The organism is Carboxylicivirga sediminis, assembly GCF_018156225.1.
GTDB lineage: Bacteria > Bacteroidota > Bacteroidia > Bacteroidales > Marinilabiliaceae > Carboxylicivirga > Carboxylicivirga sediminis.
Genome location: NZ_JAGTAR010000021.1, coordinates 51,989 through 69,399, shown reverse-complemented (window position 1 = coordinate 69,399; position 17,411 = coordinate 51,989). Strand labels below are relative to the sequence as shown.

Genomic DNA, 17,411 nt, shown 5'->3' with positions numbered 1-17,411 from the left:
TTGAAATATCAGTTGCTATGATTGTGTTGATTGACATGACCATTGGGATGTCCTTTGCAAAATATACTATTATTAATTAATAGTAAAGAGTCGTTTCTTATTTCAAATTCCTGAATGAAGTTATCAGGTAGGTATAATGTGCCTTTTTTAGAAGTTGATGAATACTTATAATAGCCAGTTATGGCACTTAATGACTGATTGTTTCTGTAAGTAACTACTACAGAACCATCACCTCCTAATTTATAGGTAACTTGATTCTCCAGTTTTCCATCCGAAAAAAAGAGCGCCTTAAAGGACGTTGAATCCGCAGATTTGTCACAGGCTTGTATTACAAGAATAAATGCTATAATTGTATATATTGGTTTCATATTAATATGGACGAGCATTCTTAGTTATTCTGTAAATATTCTACCGCTTCTTTTGTAGTTAACGGATTTGTGAGGTTGCCGGTTCTAAGGTAGAAAATGGTTCTATTGTTTTCTTTGAGAAAGGCTGGTTGTTTTGATTTTTCAATATGTATGATACATATTTCTTTATCATCTACGTGTGCAAATGTAATATGTACCTGTTTGCAGTACTTTTTGCCTATAGTATTAGAGATAATCAGAATTAGTCTTTGTTCGAAACCATCTTTATTCATCTTCTTTAATGTCCAGTAATCATTAGATAAGCCTAATATCTCACCATAATCGCTTACTCCTATTAATAGTTTACCACCTTCTGCATTCAAAAAACCGCAAATAGCTTTTAATACTTCATGCTCCAGATTTTTATTGCTCTTTACCTGATGATAGTCATATCGTAGTGATGATTTAAACTCAACTTCTTCATTTTCACCTTCGGTTATTAATCTGTGAATTTCTTCAGCATCCAGTTTGCAAATGCCTTTTCGAAGCTGCCTTCTGGCAATCAGCAGGCCATTGGTAATACCTAAGAAAATAGTTAAAGACAAAAGAACAACACCTTCTATATCATTAGGAATAAATATGGTGGTATAAGTAGATTGTAATGTTGGAAAAAATGATATGCTATGAGCACTAAACTCATATTGAAATAACGCACTTAAAAAGGGGAAGATAAGTAAGCTGATGGCTGAGATACAAATAAGCTGCCACTTAACTATCTCTATAGTTTTCTTTTTCATAATGGCTTTGTATTTAATAGAAAAATTTTTGTTAGAAAGGTACTGTATGAAAGTGTGTTAAGAGCTGAAGTGGTAGTGGTTAAGGCACCTGGACTAGGGAAGAACCAGGTGCCATCATCCAAATTAAAGGGTATTAGTGACTATGAGCGGCTTCGCTCTTTTTCAAATCTGATAGCAGATAAAAAGCACCTTCCATTACTACCTGTGCATCATCACTAATTGCTTCCGGAATTGTAATCGCTACATGGCCATTATCAATCAGACCGGGAATGACTTCAACCATACGGAAAGCAATTTTTTCTCCATTATGATCGACTGTATGATCTCCATCATCATGTCCATCATTTTGATGGTGGTCATCATCTGTTTCATCATGTCCATGATCTTCATGCTCATCATGGAGTGCGGCCTCGTTAGTAGCCATCGGGTTAACAATAAATATATAGCTTTTCCCTTCATCTTCTACTATTGCCGATTCAGGCACGGCCTTCATAAGCTCTTTGTCGTTAAAAATTTCGCCACTTACATAACTTTCTGCAATTAAATTGACTGGTGAGTCATCAAAGGTGGCATGTACCACAATTGCTTTTATGTCTTTTTGAAATTTCTTGGCAATGGCAAATATTGTAGCTGGATGCTCTTCATCCTGATTGGCAATTCGTAAGCGGGCTTTCTGGCCGACCTGCACATGTGGCATATCTTTTTCATATACCAAAAGGTCGGCATGTATCCTATCATTATTTACAACCGAAAATAGTTTTGTTTGAGCATCAACATAAGCTCCAAGACTTATATCCACCTGGCTTACATATCCTTCCACCGGCGAAAGAATATTAATACCCTGACTGATAATTCCTTTTTTTATTGTTGCTGTATCTAAGTTGAGCATCTGTAAACGAATACCTAAGCCCTCGTAGGATGATTTAGCAGCGTTATAGTCTGCTTCAACTTTTTGAAAATTCTTGCCAGAGCCTACATTGTTGTCGTAAAGAGCTTTTTGTCGCTCATACTCTTTCGCTAAGAAGGTAAAGTTGTTAAAGCTTTCTATATACTCCTGTTGCAGACTGATATAATCAGGGTGTTCAAGGGTAGCCAGTATCTGTCCTTTACGAACTTTGTCACCTTCAAATACACTAATCGATTTGACATTTCCACCCATAAAGGCTGTAATTTCTGCTTTATCAGCAGGTGAGACTTCCAGTTGACCATTGGTTTTTATAAAACCTGCCATCGTACGTTCCTGAATAACTCCCAATTTAAGATTGAGTGCAGAGCGTTGCTTTTCGTTTAAGACCACCATGCCTTCAAGTCCTTCATCATCATGTTCATCCTGTGCGCTGTGACCGTGTTCATCTTTTTCACTTGATGATGAATTGCAGCTGGTGATAAGCAAGCCACTAAAAAGTAAAACAAAGAGACTAATATATCTTAGTGATTTCATAGTTGTATATTTGTTAATTATTCGAATGTTCATGTTTTGCAATTGTATTAGTTAGAGCCTATCAGATAAATTAATTCTGCTTTTAAATTTCTGTAATTCAGGTTGGCATCAATATACATTTGTTTAGTATTGAGTATTGTTTCCATATTCTGAATTAGTTCAGTATAGTCAATTTCACCGAGTTGATAGGCCAGTGTTGAGGCTTTCATTTGCTCATCAGCCAAAGGTAAAGCCTCTGACTGGTAATAATTTTGCACCTTTACAGCGCTCTGATACTGTGCCACACGCTGCGCAAGTACTGTTTTAATTTCCAGTTGAGTAGACATTTTATTTTGTTCCTCGATAAGAACACCAATACGGGCAGCCTTTGCTTTTGAATTTTGCCCGTTAAACAATGGAATTGATATACCCGCAGAATAGCCATAATATCCTGAAATTCCTTCAACAGATTGATTACTGTAGGCCAGGTTAAATTTAGGTAACATGGCAGCTCTTTCTTGTTTCCAGTTTTTTGTAGCACGCTCGAGCTGTACCTTGGCCAACAGTAATTGTGCATTATTGTCGTAGTTTAAGATGTTAAAATCTAGAGGCTCACTATTGGTATCTGTAATTTCAAATTCATCGGGCAATAGTAGAAACTGATTAAGCTTTCGATGAGCAGCCGCCAGTTCTCCTTCAATTTGTTGAATATTAACCTTTAATTCATTGTATTTGGTGGTAGCAGCCAGGTATTCCAGCTTTGAGCTTTGTTCTGTTTCGTATCGCAATTTGGCAGCCTTTACGAAGTCCTGATACACCTTATCTATTTGTTGATATAATCCTCTCGTATGTTCATAGTAAAGTAAATTATTAAAGGCATTCGTAACCTGCAGTTCCAGATTGTCATTAGTGAGTTTAACTTCTGCAACTGCCACATCTACATTAGCCTGTTGAAGCTTACGTTTTGCTGCAATGCCTAGAATATCGATATCAGTCTGCTCAATGACTAATCGGTTTTTTATGCCTGGTGCATTGTTTCCTACTTCTTCTTTTCCCATCGAGAAGTTGGTGTTACCTAAATTGAAAGCACTTCCTTTCAATGTTTTATTTTGTTTGACCTGCAGTTCAGAAGCTTTAAGTGTCGGGTAGTTTTCTTTGGCAATAGAAATAGCTTCAGAAAGAGTAAGAGTTGTATTCCTATCCTCTTGTGCTATTGCTGGGCTAACACCAAATGCAAGTAGAATCAATACAATGCCCATAGAAATATGAGTTTTATAATTTCTGGTCATCTGTTTCTTTTCTTTTCTGCCCTCGAGCCATTGGTATAAAAGGGGTACTATAAATAACGTAAGTAAGGTTTCGGTAAATAGACCGCCAATTACCACTGTTGCTAATGGACGTTGTACCTCTGCACCTGCAGAAGTGGATAAAGCCATTGGAATGAAGCCTAAAATATCAGTGCTGGCAAGAAGAAAAACAGGACGAACCCGCCTCGTGGCTCCCTTTACTATGATGTCCCGTAGATTTGTAATGCCATTTTCCTTTTGTTCCTTAAATGAGCCAATCAGTACCAGGCCATCCATAACACCTACACCAAATATCACTATGAAGCCTACACCCGCAGATATACTAAAAGGCATATCACGAATGTAAAGACTAATTATGCCTCCCATAGCCGAAAGCGGGATTGCCATGTACACCAATAAGGTATGTGGTATTGACTTAAGCGCCATAAATAGCATCACAAAAATTAATGCCAAAGCGATTGGAACAACAATCATTAACCGGTTACTGGCTCGTTCCAGATTTTCAAATGCCCCTCCATAGCGAATATAGTAACCGGCCGGTAAAGTCAATTCAGCATCCAGCTTTTCTTCTATTTCCTGTACTAAAGTCTTTACATCACGTCCGCGTACATTAATGCCAACATAAATTCGCCTGTTGGTATTGTCACGACTTATTTGCATTGGACCAGGTTCATAACTGACATCAGCTAGTTCTTGAAGTGGAATTTGCTGCCCATTGGGAAGCGGAATAAATAAGGTTTTTACATCTTCTATATCCCTTCTATTATCTTGATTTAATCTCACAACCAAGTCAAAACGTTTTTCACCTTCGTAAACGACCCCCGCAGCATTTCCGTTAAATGCGGTCTTAATAATTGTATTAAGATCACTGATATTTGCTCCATAGTAAGCTAACTGTTCACGATTATAATTCACGGTTATTTGTGGTAATCCTTTAGTTGCTTCTGTTCGTATATCTCCAACTCCATTGATGTTTGCTATCAATTTTTCAATTTCAGCAGCTTTTTGAGCCAGTATCTCTAAATCTTCACCATATAGTTTGATAGCCAGATCTTCTCTGATTCCGGTAAGCAACTCATTAAAACGCATTTCAACGGGTTGTGAAAACTCATAATTAATACCAGGTAATACACTCACCGTTTCTTTAAATAGTTCAAGCAATTCTTCTTTACTGTCTGCTGCAGTCCAATTATCTTTATCCTTGAGAATAATAAAGCAGTCACCAATATCTATTGGCATTGGATCTGTCGGAATGTCTGCAACACCAATTCGTGTTTGAATTGATTCTATCTCATCGGGAAATTTATCAACCAGTAGTTTTTCAACAGCACTTGACTTTTCAACCACATTAGTCAGATCTGTTCCTGGTTTTAAAAGTATGTGCATGGCCAGATTGCCTTCATCAAGTTGAGGGACAAATTCTCCACCCATATTACTGAATAAAACAGCTGAGATTATAAACATACCAACTACACCCGCCATAACTTTTTTAGTATTATTGAGAGTCCACACTAACATTGGTTGGTAAATGCTTTCAAGGCGAGTGATAAACTTGTCTCCAAAAGTCTGTTTTTCTTTCTTGGGAGGCTTAAGGAATAATGCCATCATCATTGGTACATATGTAAGGCAAAGGAAAGTTACACCAATAACTGCAAAGCCAAATGTTAAGGCCATTGGTTTAAACATTTTCCCTTCAATGCCTTGAAGAGCCAATAGAGGGATGAAAACTATCATGATGATGATTTGGCCGAAGAAGACTGAATTCATCATTCCACTTGAAATTTTATAGGCAATTTTGTCTTTATCAAGCTGTGTTAGTTTTTTACCTATATATGTTTTATCACCCAGGTAAAATATCATACCTTCAATAAGGATGACGGCTCCATCTATGAGTATTCCAAAGTCAATCGCGCCAAGACTCATTAGATTGGCCCATACATCGAACACATGCATCATTATAAACGCAAAGAGAAGAGATAACGGAATGACAGTAGCCACAATGAGACCACCTCTCATATTACCCAAGATGAGTACCAGCACAAATATGACGATTAGTGCTCCCAGCGATAAGTTTTCAGCCACTGTCGATGTCGTACTTTTAATCATCTCGCTTCTATCAAGGAAAGGAACGATTTTAACACCTTCAGGTAATGATTTTTGTATTTGCTCAATGCGTTCTTTTACATTAGAGATGACTTTATTTGAGTTTTCTCCTTTCAGCATCATAACAATTCCGCCTACAGCCTCACCTTTCCCATTGCGAGTAAATGCGCCATAGCGAACGGCACTGCCAAATTGTACTTTGGCAACATCACGAATATAAACTGGCCGATTGTTAACACTTTTAATTACCATGTTTTCGATGTCCTTAACAGAACGAGCCAATCCCTCTCCTCGGATGTAGTTAATCAGGTTATTTTTTTCAATATATGCTCCTCCTGTGTTTTCATTGTTATCTTGGAGAGCTTTGAATACTTCAGTCATTGTTACATTCATGCTCTTAAGCTGATTAGGCTCAATTGCTACTTCATACTGTTTGGTCTCACCACCAAATGAATTAATCTCAACAACTCCTGGCAGCATAGCCATTTGGCGCTTGACTATCCAATCTTGTATCGAACGTAACTCCTTATTACTGTATTGGTCTTCAAAACCAGGCTCAAGGTCTAATGCATATTGGTATATCTCGCCAAGACCAGTACTGATTGGTGACATTGTTGGGGTTCCAAAGCCCTCAGGTATTTTTTCCTGAACCTCATCTAAAGCTTCACCTACCAACTGACGTGGCAGGTATGTGCCCATATCATCTTCAAATACGATAGTGACAACAGATAAGCCAAAGCGTGAAACTGAACGAATTTCAGTAACACTTGGTAAGTTAGACATTGATAGTTCTATCTGGTAGGTAACAAACTGTTCGATATCTTCAGTGCTGAGATTGGGAGCAACGGTAATAACCTGTACCTGATTATTTGTTATATCAGGCGTTGCATCCAAAGGTATTTGTGTCATTGAATACAGACCTCCAAATATCAGAGCTATCGTCATTAAGCCGATAAGCAATTTATTCTTTATGGAGAATGATAATATACTGTTTATCATGATTGTTATTTGTTATTTGCTAATGAATTGTAATAGGTTTGTAAGTTCTGCTCGCTTTTAAAGAATAGCACATGAGTGGAACCTTGTTTGTGTAATCCGATTACAGCATTAGCTTTGTTTATGGTTTCTTGAGTCAACGGATCTTTTGTTCGACTAATTTCTCGAAAATGGTTTTTCAGCACATTCAGACAGCGTTCACTGCATACATAAAATGTTTGCTGATGTAATTGAACCTTTTTTGCTTCATGCGCGGTTAGCTGTTCCCCTGTGAAGCAGACCTGATTAGCTGGCAGTAACTTATTGTATTCTGTATAAGTCTTTATCCACAAGCGCGTTTCACAACCGTATGTGTAAAACATGAGTGTGCATACCAATAATATTAGTAATGCCAAAAAAGTGGTCAATAAGTATTTCCGGAACTTTTTGTCTTGTTGGTGTTGAATCTCAAGAAGCTCTGTTTTAGTTAGCTTCTTTTTTGTCATGTAGTCTTTTATTTGCCTTACTAATGCATTTAAGCTTCGCAATTATAAGGGGTAACAAAGAATGTGGATAGATTTAACCGACAAAGATAGGTGGTGGAGGGCCTCTAAAACTTAGTTTGGTTGCAAAGTAGTTGATTAGTATCTGTTTAATAACAGGATTCTTGTACGGTGGAATACTTTGCTTACCAACAAGTTGATTTGATTCAGGAATTAAACAGCTAATAATAAAGAAAGAAATGTCTGGTAAAACTGTTTCAGAAGAATTAAAGTTATTAAAACTAAGTTCTCCTAATAGGTGACAAGTTTCAGATTCCTCATTTGATTGGTTACTGTGCTCAGTATCATCATAACCTTCTGCCATATGGCAGGTTGGATTATTTAGGGCATGGTGGCTATGGGGCATCCCAAAATGCACTAATATCAGCAAACCTGCTAATATCATCATCAGTTTGTATGTCTTCGGGATGCTGTTCACTTTTAATTTATTTTGCGAGTAAAAGTATATGTTTTTTTGTGCAACCAAGTTGCAAAGTTAAGAATTGCATTTGTTGCATATTCCTTTTGCAGTGATTTGTAGGTTTTTAAGTGTGAAATTATTTGGGAGTTCAATTGTGGGTAACTTAACTTCATTCAAGCAAATGGTGTTTTTACATTGGGTACAAACAAAATGAATATGCTCATCTTCATGAATATCATCACATTCATTATTACACAAGGCATATTTTACAATACCAGATCCGTCATCAATACGATGGATTAGCCTCTTTTCTTCAAAGGTTTTTAAGGTGCGGAAAAGTGTTGATTTTTCAGCATACTCAAATTTAGCAACCAAATCAGAGAGACTAATTGCATTTAATTCTTTATTAAGAATTTCTAAAACCAATAGGCGCATAGCAGTTGGTTTAACTTTTTTATTGATGAGTTGCTGCTCAAATGATGGTTGCATATTAATATGAGTTAAGCAATTGATTTCTTACTCGGAGGCTGTCAAAATATAATGAATTTTTCACAATAAGTGCACGTTAGAAAAATGCAAAGAGCGCAATATTAGGGAATACGATTCTGTCATTGTGCTCTTTGCGTAGTTTTTTTCTAATCTATTATTTTTTAATAAAATTAACTGTTGATTCGTCGTCTAATTTAATGATATATAGACCTTTCTTTAAGTGATCAACGTTAATTCTTTCACTATCAGAGATAATTCCATTTTTTAATTCCCTACAAAATGGCTGTCTTCGATACTACTCATGCCTGTAGCTAAGGTGACAGCATCTGCAGATGGATTGGTAATGTCATTTTTTATTATGAGTCCAGCGTCATATTCAGCAATGTATAACTCATCGTCTTTGAAAGTTAAACCGGCAGGACCCCTTAGGTCAGTTTTAACATCCGTAACAACAGGTATCGGGTCATCAATATTTATTTTAACTACTTTGTTGCCCTCATAAAATGAAACATAAAGCATGTTATCAACAAGATGTAGGCCATCAAGATATGCGCCATTTCCAATATTTAAAACTCCGGTAGTGTTTGGCGTAGAGATGCTCAAATCCCTCTTCACGATAATATCTTGCTGTGAATCGGCTATGTATAAATCATTTCCTCTGTAGGCAAGTCCCCAGGGTCTAAAAATACCTACGATATCTGTTATAACCGGTTCAGGGCGGGTGATATCTATTTTGGAGACCTTATTCAGATTCGCATCAGCAACATATAGTTCATCTCCAATAAAGATGATTCGCGACGGCCAATCAAATCTTTTGGCAACCTCAGTTAGCTGAGCAAAGAGATTATTAGTGCCAAAAAGCAAAATGATAATTAGTGCTATTTTAAAAATTGAAAGGGAGTATATGTTATTTTTCATGTTGTGTTATTAATTTATGCTTTTAAAGCTCCATTTGGAGCACAGGTTTGCCTTGTAATAATGCTATGTTGTAAATGTTATCTTATGATTTTGCAGCTTGTGACCTATTTGTAAAGTGTACATAATAACTATTTGCAAACAATAATGCATCTCAATGCCAATTGTAGCTTATAGCATTAGGTATATATAGCTGATTCAGAACTAAAAAGGCTTAATTACATACAAAGTGATGTATTATACTTGAAAGGGAGGTGCTCGAAGTGACGTGGTTTTGTAAAACCTCTTAGGTGCTATTTTGTGGTTAACTACAGCCGTGTAATTGTGAGAGGTTCTTATTTCGTACTCTCTTTGAGGACTGTTATAAACAAAAATGAGCGAAGGTTTATTCTCTGTATTATTAGTGACCGAACTAATTACTATATAACAATTTTTGCAATCATGTTTTTCATCTTCAAGCTCCAGGTCTGCATGCATATCACATATGAAAGACTTGTTGTTTGGAGAATCGTCAATATCGCAACATGTTATAGCATTATTATGGTGCTCTGGAAAATGATAGTGTGGTATTAAATTGTGCAAAAACACAATGAAGTACAGCACTATGAATACTAAAGATATTTTGGTACGCCCAATAAACATTTTGCAAGTATATTCTTTTTTTAGCTTGGTGCAAATATGAATCGCAATTTTGATTGTATTTTTTGTGATAAGTTTAATCCTTCTAAAAAAACTAGTAATTCGTCTGTTGTGATGTATTTTGTATCCAGTAAGGACCCCTAGAGGAGAGGTATTTGATACTATTATCCTTTCAGCTTTTTTTTATAAGCTTTGGGTGACATATTCATTACCTTCTTAAATATTCTTGAAAAATAGAAAGGATCATCATAGCCAATCCTTAAAGCCACTTCCTTGATTTGTAAACTGCTGTGGTCGAGTAGTTGGCAGGCATGTTGTATGCGCAGATGAATGAGGTAGTCTAAGGGAGGTTTGCCCGTTTTGTTTCTGAAAATATTGGAATAGTAGGAGGACGATAGGCCAAATTGCTTAGCAAGTAAATCTAATGTTAATTTATTTTTCAGGTGCTTTCGCATGTATAGTATTGAACGGTCAATTATATCAGTACACCCATCATTGCTTATTTGTCTGAATTGATTTATATAACGGAAGGATCCCAGCAGATACCAAAGGCAGATGTTGGCATAGTTAATGTTGTCAGGGCTATAACCCATTTCGATGTTGACAAAAATTTCGTTAAAAAGGCGAAGGCGATCCTTTATTCTATCAGAGGGGGATGGCAGAATGTGTTGTGCAACCTTAGAATCTCCGGATAATGATTGTGCCATGAAACCATTATAATGAATCCAATATATAGTCCATGGGTCGTCTGGATTTGCAGCATATGAATGGGCTTTTTGGGGTGGTATTATGTAATATTGATTGGCCGATAGTTTGACCTTTGAACTTTCCACGGATACCCATCCACCTCCATCTGTACAATATATCAGGATATATTGGTTGCAACCATGTTGTCTGCACCGATAGTGGTCTCTTGCCTTAGGATAAAAGCCGATGTCAGTAATGTAGAGTTGACTGTTTTGTGGTTCCTTTTTGATTGCTTCGATAATGTGAGCAGGAATAACAAAGGTCCGTTCTCCTTCAAAACCGTCTTTCCTTACCATAATTAGAAATGTAAAGTTGTTGTGAAAATAATAAAATAATCCATGGATTTAGTATTGGTGTCCATTTTGTGACTTAATTAATGTTAGTTCTTTTGTATTATTAAGAGGAATTAATGGCAAATATTAATAAAACAAGAAGTGATGAGACACAATAATTATAATACTAAGTACATTTTTGCTATTTCAATGGTTTCGGCAATGGGCGGATTACTTTTTGGTTATGATTGGGTTGTTATCGGCGGGGCAAAGCCATTTTATGAAGTCTTCTTCGGTATTGCTAACTCGACAGCGCTTCAAGGATGGGCCATGAGTTGTGCTTTAATAGGTTGTTTGCTGGGAGCCATAGTGTCTGGAGTGTTAAGTGATAGGTTAGGGCGTAAACGTTTATTACTTACTGCAGCTATATTATTTGCACTGTCTGCCGTTGGTACAGGAGCTACACATCAGTTTATAATGTTTGTATTTTGTCGTATTATTGGCGGGGTTGCCATTGGTCTGGCTTCTAATCTTTCGCCAATGTATATTGCTGAAGTATCACCAGCTTTCATGAGAGGCAGATTTGTTTCGCTTAATCAGTTAACAATAGTTGTTGGGATTTTGGCAGCACAATTAGTTAACTGGCAGGTGGCAGAGCCAGTACCTATTGAATCAACCAACGCTGAGATACTTAGCTCATGGAATGGACAAATGGCCTGGCGATGGATGTTTTGGGCTGAACTAGTGCCTTCAAGCGTGTTTTTTATCTTGTTATTCTTTGTGCCAGAAAGCCCTCGTTGGCTTGCAACAAAGGGAAAGGAGCATCAGGCAAAAGCTATTCTTACAAAAATTGGAGGTCAGAATTATGCTCAACAAGAATATGCAAGTATTGCTTTGGGCTTGAATAAAGAACGTCATAATGTCAATTTGAAGCACTTATTTAATGGTCGAATAAAAAAAGTATTAGTAATAGGTATTGTTTTGGCAACCTTTCAGCAGTGGTGTGGAATCAATGTCATTTTCAATTATGCACAAGAAATATTTGCTGCAGCTGGCTATGGTGTATCAGATATACTATTTAATATTGTTGTAACGGGGAGTGTCAACTTAGTATTTACTTTTATTGCCATTTATACCGTTGATTTATTAGGCAGGCGATGGCTAATGCTTATTGGCGCTGGAGGCTTAGCAGGCATTTACCTGGTAATGGGAGTAGCTTATTTTTATGAAATTACTGGGTGGCCTTTTCTTTTACTGGTGGTTTCTGCAATTGCATGTTATGCGATGTCATTGGCGCCAGTAACCTGGGTCGTTTTATCAGAGATATTTCCGAATAAGATGCGCGGAGCTGCCATGGCTGTTGCAACCGTTTCACTGTGGTTAGCTAGTTTTCTTTTGACTTATACATTTCCGCTCCTTAATAGCAGGCTTGGTGCTTATGGAACATTTTGGTTGTATGGAGGAATATGTGTAGCCGGATGGATCTTTATTTTTCGCAGATTACCTGAAACAAAAGGAAAAACGTTAGAAGAGATTGAAAGGCAGGTGTTTGAATGAGATTGCTAATGATTAAAACTGTAGTTAATTTATTAACAGCCATTTTGTGCATGAGCTGTATTGTCGAAAGGAGAATTGAACGGCCTAATATTCTGTTGATTATAACAGATGATCAAGGGTATGCTGATTATGGAGCCTATGGTGGAAGCAAAGATGTTTATACCCCTAATATGGATAAAATTGCAGATGAAGGGGTGCGTTTTACAAATGCTTATGCCACTGCTCCTGTGTGTGATGCTTCACGGCAAGGTATTATTACGGGGGTATATCAAGAGAGGTGGGGAACATACTATTATGGAGGTAATATTTTTCCCGTGTCGCAAAAAACGCTCCCGGAGATGCTTAAGTTAGAAGGATACAGATGTATTAAAATTGGAAAAACCCATTACGCAGATATTCTTGATAATAACCAAGAAATTAAGGACCCAATGAGTTATCGTGAGTTTCCATTAAATCATGGGTATGAAGAATTTCTTGGATTTTGCGCTCATCGCCATGATTATTTCAGGTTAACAGAAGAAGATAATTGGGTGCTGGATAGTGAAGATGATCGAATGTCGCAATATGGGCCATTATGGAGAAATAACCAACAAGAAGATTTTGATGGATATACAACAGATGTTTTCGGTGATGAAGCTGTTAAGCAAATTTATCATTCAGATGAACGTCCTTTTTTTATCGAATTAGCATTTAACGCCGTACATCATCCTATTTATCAGGTGCCTGATAGATATTTGAAACGTTTTGGAATAGAAAAATTTCCAGATTGGGAGCCTGCGAAGGAAAGCTTTATGGAATACCATGCGCGTAACTGCTGGAGAGGTCAGGAGGACCCTGTGGGGAGACTACGTTATTTAGCTAATCTAGCGTGTCTGGATGATAATATTGGAAAGGTGTTGGATGCACTTAATGCTTCCGGAAAGAAAGAAAATACATTAATCTTTTTTATTTCTGATAATGGTGGATCTCAAAATACATATGCGAATAATGGTATTTTATACGGCCATAAGTATATTCTGAAAGAAGGAGGTATTCGAACAGTTTTTACGATGTGTTGGGGTGAAAAACTGAGTGGTAAAACAGTTATTAATACGCCAGTCTCACATCTGGATATTTTACCGACTTGCCTTTCAGCATTCGATTCACCAATACTTGATACTTTAGATGTGGATGGAGTTGATTTACTTTCTCTTCTTACTGATCCAACTAAAGAACACCACAAAGTGCTTGTATGGGATACGGGCAATGAGTGGGCTGTTCGTAAAGGAAAATGGAAAATACATGTTGTAAAAAAGGATAATCACTTTAGAACCATAAATATCGATGCAGGCATATATCTGTACAATTTGGAGGAAGATCCTGGAGAACGGAATAATCTTGCAGACATTAATAAAGCCAAATTAGAAGAGTTGCGCAGAGAATATGAAAACTGGAAGGCGAAAATCAGATGAGAAGTCTTTGGGTTTAATTCGGTATTAGATTAAATGAGTTGATGTCTAAATGTATGTGATTGAATAGATTCAGATGTGAGTTATACAAATTTGAGTCAGTGAAAATAGTATTGTAATGGAAAAAGCTGTAAAGGCCTGGAGCCAAAAAGTAATTATCCCTACCTATGAAGTTGGGGAGCCAGAAAAAAATCCAATTTTCCTTGAGAAGAGAGTTTATCAGGGGAGTAGCGGTGTTGTCTATCCATATCCGGTTATAGAAAAAATTGAAGATAAGAAAAAAGATAAAGAATGGAATGCTGTTTATCTTGAGAATAAATATCTAAAAATAATGATCCTACCTGAGTTAGGGGGGCGGGTGCAAATGGCATATGATAAAATCAAGCAGCGCCATTTTGTTTATTATAATCAGGTGATAAAACCTGCGTTAGTTGGCCTCACAGGTCCTTGGATATCAGGGGGTATTGAGTTTAACTGGCCTCAGCATCACCGTCCATCAACCTATGAGGCTGTAGATTCTTGTATTGAAAATAATGAAGATGGAAGTGTGACTGTTTGGTGCAGTGAGGTTGAACGGATGACCAGGACAAAGGGAATGGCTGGGTTTACTTTGCATCCAGATAAGGCTTATCTGGAAATAAAGGTTAAACTCTATAACCGGACACCACACCCTCAAACCTTTCTTTGGTGGGCTAACCCTGCAGTAAAGGTCAATGAAGACTATCAATCGGTCTTTCCGCCAGATGTTAATGCTGTTTTTGATCATGGGAAGCGAGATGTGTCCAGCTTTCCGATAGCTACTGGTACCTATTATAAAGTAGATTATTCTGCCGGGGTTGATATTTCGAGGTATAAAAATATTCCAGTTCCTACCAGTTATATGGCTATTGCCTCCAAATATGACTTTGTAGGAGGATATGAGAATGATTCCAAAGGCGGTTTATTGCATGTGGCAGATCATCATGTATCCCCGGGGAAAAAGCAATGGACCTGGGGTAATGGAGACTTTGGACAGGCATGGGATCGTAACCTGACAGATGAAGATGGGCCATATATTGAGTTAATGTGCGGTGTATATACTGATAATCAACCTGATTTTTCGTGGCTACAGCCTTATGAAGAAAAAAGCTTTAGCCAGTATTTTATGCCATATCGTGATTTGGGAGTTGTAAAAAACGCCACAAAAGAAGCTTTATTAAACCTGGAAACCGTTAATGAAAACACAAGGTTAAAGGTTTACGTTACTGGTGAATATAATGATGTAGTAGTAACAGTAAAGAGGAGAGATGAGATAATTCTTCAAGATGTATTAGATCTGTCTCCCAAAGACAGTTATGAACAATTATTAGAGTCAGTAACTGTCAATCCTGATATTCGTGTTTCTGTACAGGATAATAAGGGATCAATATTGGTAGAATGGCAACCGGAACAGGAAGTGTTAAAGCCCATACCTGAGCCCGCAAAACCAGCCAGGGATCCTAAAGATATTCAATCTGTTGAGCAATTATTTTTAAGAGGGCTGCATCTTGAACAATACCGTCATGCAACTTATAATCCGATTGATTATTACCAGGAAGCTTTAAAAAGAGAACCTGGAGATGTACGTTGTAATAATGCGATGGGATTATGGTTAATGCGAAGAGGACAGTATAAGCAGGCCGAGGTGTATTTTAGAAAGGCCATAGATACACTTACGGAGCGAAATCCAAATCCCTATGACGGAGAACCTTATTTTAACTTAGGCTATTGTTTGCGTATGCAAGGGGATAATAAAGAAGCCTATAGTGCTTTTTATAAATCGACCTGGAACGCAGCCTGGCAAGATAGTGGTTTTTTTAATGCGGCTCTTATTGATGCAGAACAGGGGAATTACACTAAGGCGCTGGAATTAACTAATAGGTCATTGTGGCGCAACTGGTTAAATCAAAAGGCACGTCATTTAAAGATAATGTTGCTACGTCTTCTGAATAAGAAAGAAGATGCTTTAAAGGCTGTAGAGGAATCTTTGGCCATGGATCAATTCAATTACGGGGTATTATATGAGAGGTACCTGCTATTAAATGATGATTCTGTACTTGAACAGTTGTGCGAATTAATGCGCAGTAATGTTCATAGTTTTATCGAGTTTTCGCTCGATTATGCTATGGCAGGCAGATGGGACGAGGCAAATGAATTTCTTTCTGTTTATATCAATGCGACTAAACAAGATGTTTATCCTATGGCCTTGTATTTTAAGGGCTATTTCCTAATGAAGGGAGGCCATATAGATGATGCAAAATCAACATATGGTTTAGCTCTAAATGCTAAACCGGATTATTGTTTTCCAAATCGACCAGAGGAACTTTTAGCATTACAGCATGCAGTAAGTGTTAATCCAGATGATGCCAAGGCTTATTACTATATGGGTAACTATTGGTATGCGGCGCGGCAGTATGATGAGGCTATTCAATGTTGGGAAGAGTCCCGTCAACTGGACGAAGCATTTCCAATTGTGCACCGAAACCTTGCTTTAGCCTATTTTAATAAATTAGGTGAAAGGCAGCTGGCCGTTAAGTCTCTTAAAAGGGCTTTTGAACTAAATACCAAAGACGCCAGGGTATTAATGGAGTTAGATCAGCTAAACAAAAAACTCAATCAATCGCCAGCAGAGCGATTGGAAATACTATTAAAGTACCCTGAATTAGTTAGGCAAAGAGACGATTTATACCTCGAGATGGCCACTTTGTATAACGTATTAGGAGAACATCAAAAGGCTCTGGAACTCATTATGAACCGTCAGTTCCATCCATGGGAAGGAGGCGAAGGAAAAGTAACGAGCCAGTTTGTGTTCAGCCATGTTGAACTTGCAAAGAGAGAGATAATCAGGGGGAATGCCACTCTGGCTATTGAGCATTTAAATGCCACTCGAATATACCCTGTTAACCTGGGAGAAGGTAAATTGCCAGGTGCTCAGGAAAATGATATTGATTATTGGTTGGGATGTGCGTATGATTTACTTGGAGACTTGATAAGTGCAAAAAAAGCATGGCAAAGGGCAGCCGAAGGACTAACAGAGCCTGCAGCTGCTATGTACTATAACGATCAACAACCTGATAAGATCTTCTACCAGGGTTTGGCCCTCATAAAACTTGGTGATTTTAACCAGGGTAGGGGAAGGTTTAATAAATTATTAAAATATGGAGAGAAAAACCTATTTATACCTTTTAACATGGACTATTTTGCGGTTTCACTCCCAGATCTTTTAATCTTTGAAGATGTGATGCAAGAAAGACATGAACAACATTGCTATTATCTTATGGGGCTCGGTCAGTTGGGGCTTGGTGAACGGGAAAAAGCCAAATCGGCTTTTGAGCAGGTGTTAAGTGGTAATGCTACGCATATTGGGGCACTCACACATTCTAATACATTTTTATAAATAACTGATAAAGGTTA

General features: G+C 37.5%; 12 protein-coding genes. 3 read left to right on the top strand and 9 right to left on the bottom strand.

Features of this window, described 5'->3' with window-relative positions:
- Window positions 1-8: 8 nt before the first annotated feature.
- The 9 genes from KDU71_RS13925 to KDU71_RS13885 all read right to left on the bottom strand — a co-directional run bounded on the left by KDU71_RS13925 (window position 9) and on the right by KDU71_RS13885 (window position 10,998).
- Window positions 9-386, bottom strand: coding sequence for a hypothetical protein (locus KDU71_RS13925; protein WP_212191697.1), 378 nt, complete (start codon window positions 384-386; stop codon window positions 9-11).
- 2 nt (window positions 387-388) lie between these two features.
- On the bottom strand, window positions 389-1,144 hold the full coding sequence (locus KDU71_RS13920; RefSeq protein WP_212191696.1) for an AlbA family DNA-binding domain-containing protein: 756 nt from the start codon (window positions 1,142-1,144) through the stop codon (window positions 389-391).
- A gap of 133 nt (window positions 1,145-1,277) precedes the next feature.
- Complete coding sequence (locus tag KDU71_RS13915; protein ID WP_212191695.1) at window positions 1,278-2,585, bottom strand: efflux RND transporter periplasmic adaptor subunit; 1,308 nt, start codon at window positions 2,583-2,585, stop codon at window positions 1,278-1,280.
- Between the two features lie 47 nt (window positions 2,586-2,632).
- Window positions 2,633-6,973: a CusA/CzcA family heavy metal efflux RND transporter gene (locus KDU71_RS13910; RefSeq protein WP_212191694.1), complete on the bottom strand. Its 4,341-nt coding sequence runs from the start codon at window positions 6,971-6,973 to the stop codon at window positions 2,633-2,635.
- Between the two features lie 5 nt (window positions 6,974-6,978).
- Window positions 6,979-7,455, bottom strand: a complete 477-nt coding sequence (locus KDU71_RS13905) for a hypothetical protein (RefSeq protein ID WP_212191693.1) — start codon at window positions 7,453-7,455, stop codon at window positions 6,979-6,981.
- Window positions 7,456-7,528: 73 nt separating this feature from the next.
- Complete coding sequence (locus KDU71_RS13900) at window positions 7,529-7,900, bottom strand: hypothetical protein (RefSeq protein ID WP_212191692.1); 372 nt, start codon at window positions 7,898-7,900, stop codon at window positions 7,529-7,531.
- Window positions 7,901-7,987: 87 nt separating this feature from the next.
- Window positions 7,988-8,401, bottom strand: a complete 414-nt coding sequence (locus KDU71_RS13895; protein ID WP_212191691.1) for a Fur family transcriptional regulator — start codon at window positions 8,399-8,401, stop codon at window positions 7,988-7,990.
- A 264-nt stretch (window positions 8,402-8,665) separates the two neighbouring features.
- Entirely contained in the window at window positions 8,666-9,319 is a 654-nt protein-coding gene (locus KDU71_RS13890) for an NHL repeat-containing protein (protein WP_212191690.1), read from the bottom strand.
- Window positions 9,320-10,119: 800 nt separating this feature from the next.
- Window positions 10,120-10,998 (bottom strand): AraC family transcriptional regulator, encoded by an 879-nt coding sequence (locus tag KDU71_RS13885; protein ID WP_212191689.1) that lies wholly within the window; start codon window positions 10,996-10,998, stop codon window positions 10,120-10,122.
- 141 nt (window positions 10,999-11,139) lie between these two features.
- On the opposite strand from KDU71_RS13885, the gene KDU71_RS13880 reads away from it, so the two are divergent.
- The 3 genes from KDU71_RS13880 (at window position 11,140) to KDU71_RS13870 (ending at window position 17,394) form a co-directional block, all read left to right on the top strand.
- A complete protein-coding gene (locus KDU71_RS13880) occupies window positions 11,140-12,531 on the top strand; it encodes a sugar porter family MFS transporter (protein WP_212191688.1) in 1,392 nt (463 codons plus the stop codon).
- A gap of 8 nt (window positions 12,532-12,539) precedes the next feature.
- Complete coding sequence (locus KDU71_RS13875; protein ID WP_212191687.1) at window positions 12,540-13,982, top strand: sulfatase family protein; 1,443 nt, start codon at window positions 12,540-12,542, stop codon at window positions 13,980-13,982.
- Window positions 13,983-14,097: 115 nt separating this feature from the next.
- Entirely contained in the window at window positions 14,098-17,394 is a 3,297-nt protein-coding gene (locus KDU71_RS13870) for a DUF5107 domain-containing protein (protein ID WP_212191686.1), read from the top strand.
- Window positions 17,395-17,411 lie beyond the last annotated feature (17 nt).

Bases quoted from the DNA above. Each gene is read 5' to 3' on its own strand.
- KDU71_RS13920 (WP_212191696.1), bottom strand. From the start codon at position 1,144: ATGAAAAAGAAAACTATAGAGATAGTTAAGTGGCAGCTTATTTGTATC.
- KDU71_RS13890 (WP_212191690.1), bottom strand. From the start codon at position 9,319: ATGAAAAATAACATATACTCCCTTTCAATTTTTAAAATAGCACTAATT.
- KDU71_RS13875 (WP_212191687.1), top strand. From the start codon at position 12,540: ATGATTAAAACTGTAGTTAATTTATTAACAGCCATTTTGTGCATGAGC.
- KDU71_RS13900 (WP_212191692.1), bottom strand. From the start codon at position 7,900: ATGATGATATTAGCAGGTTTGCTGATATTAGTGCATTTTGGGATGCCC.
- KDU71_RS13905 (WP_212191693.1), bottom strand. From the start codon at position 7,455: ATGACAAAAAAGAAGCTAACTAAAACAGAGCTTCTTGAGATTCAACAC.
- KDU71_RS13870 (WP_212191686.1), top strand. From the start codon at position 14,098: ATGGAAAAAGCTGTAAAGGCCTGGAGCCAAAAAGTAATTATCCCTACC.
- KDU71_RS13925 (WP_212191697.1), bottom strand. From the start codon at position 386: ATGCTCGTCCATATTAATATGAAACCAATATATACAATTATAGCATTT.
- KDU71_RS13915 (WP_212191695.1), bottom strand. From the start codon at position 2,585: ATGAAATCACTAAGATATATTAGTCTCTTTGTTTTACTTTTTAGTGGC.
- KDU71_RS13885 (WP_212191689.1), bottom strand. From the start codon at position 10,998: ATGGTAAGGAAAGACGGTTTTGAAGGAGAACGGACCTTTGTTATTCCT.
- KDU71_RS13910 (WP_212191694.1), bottom strand. From the start codon at position 6,973: ATGATAAACAGTATATTATCATTCTCCATAAAGAATAAATTGCTTATC.
- KDU71_RS13895 (WP_212191691.1), bottom strand. From the start codon at position 8,401: ATGCAACCATCATTTGAGCAGCAACTCATCAATAAAAAAGTTAAACCA.
- KDU71_RS13880 (WP_212191688.1), top strand. From the start codon at position 11,140: ATGAGACACAATAATTATAATACTAAGTACATTTTTGCTATTTCAATG.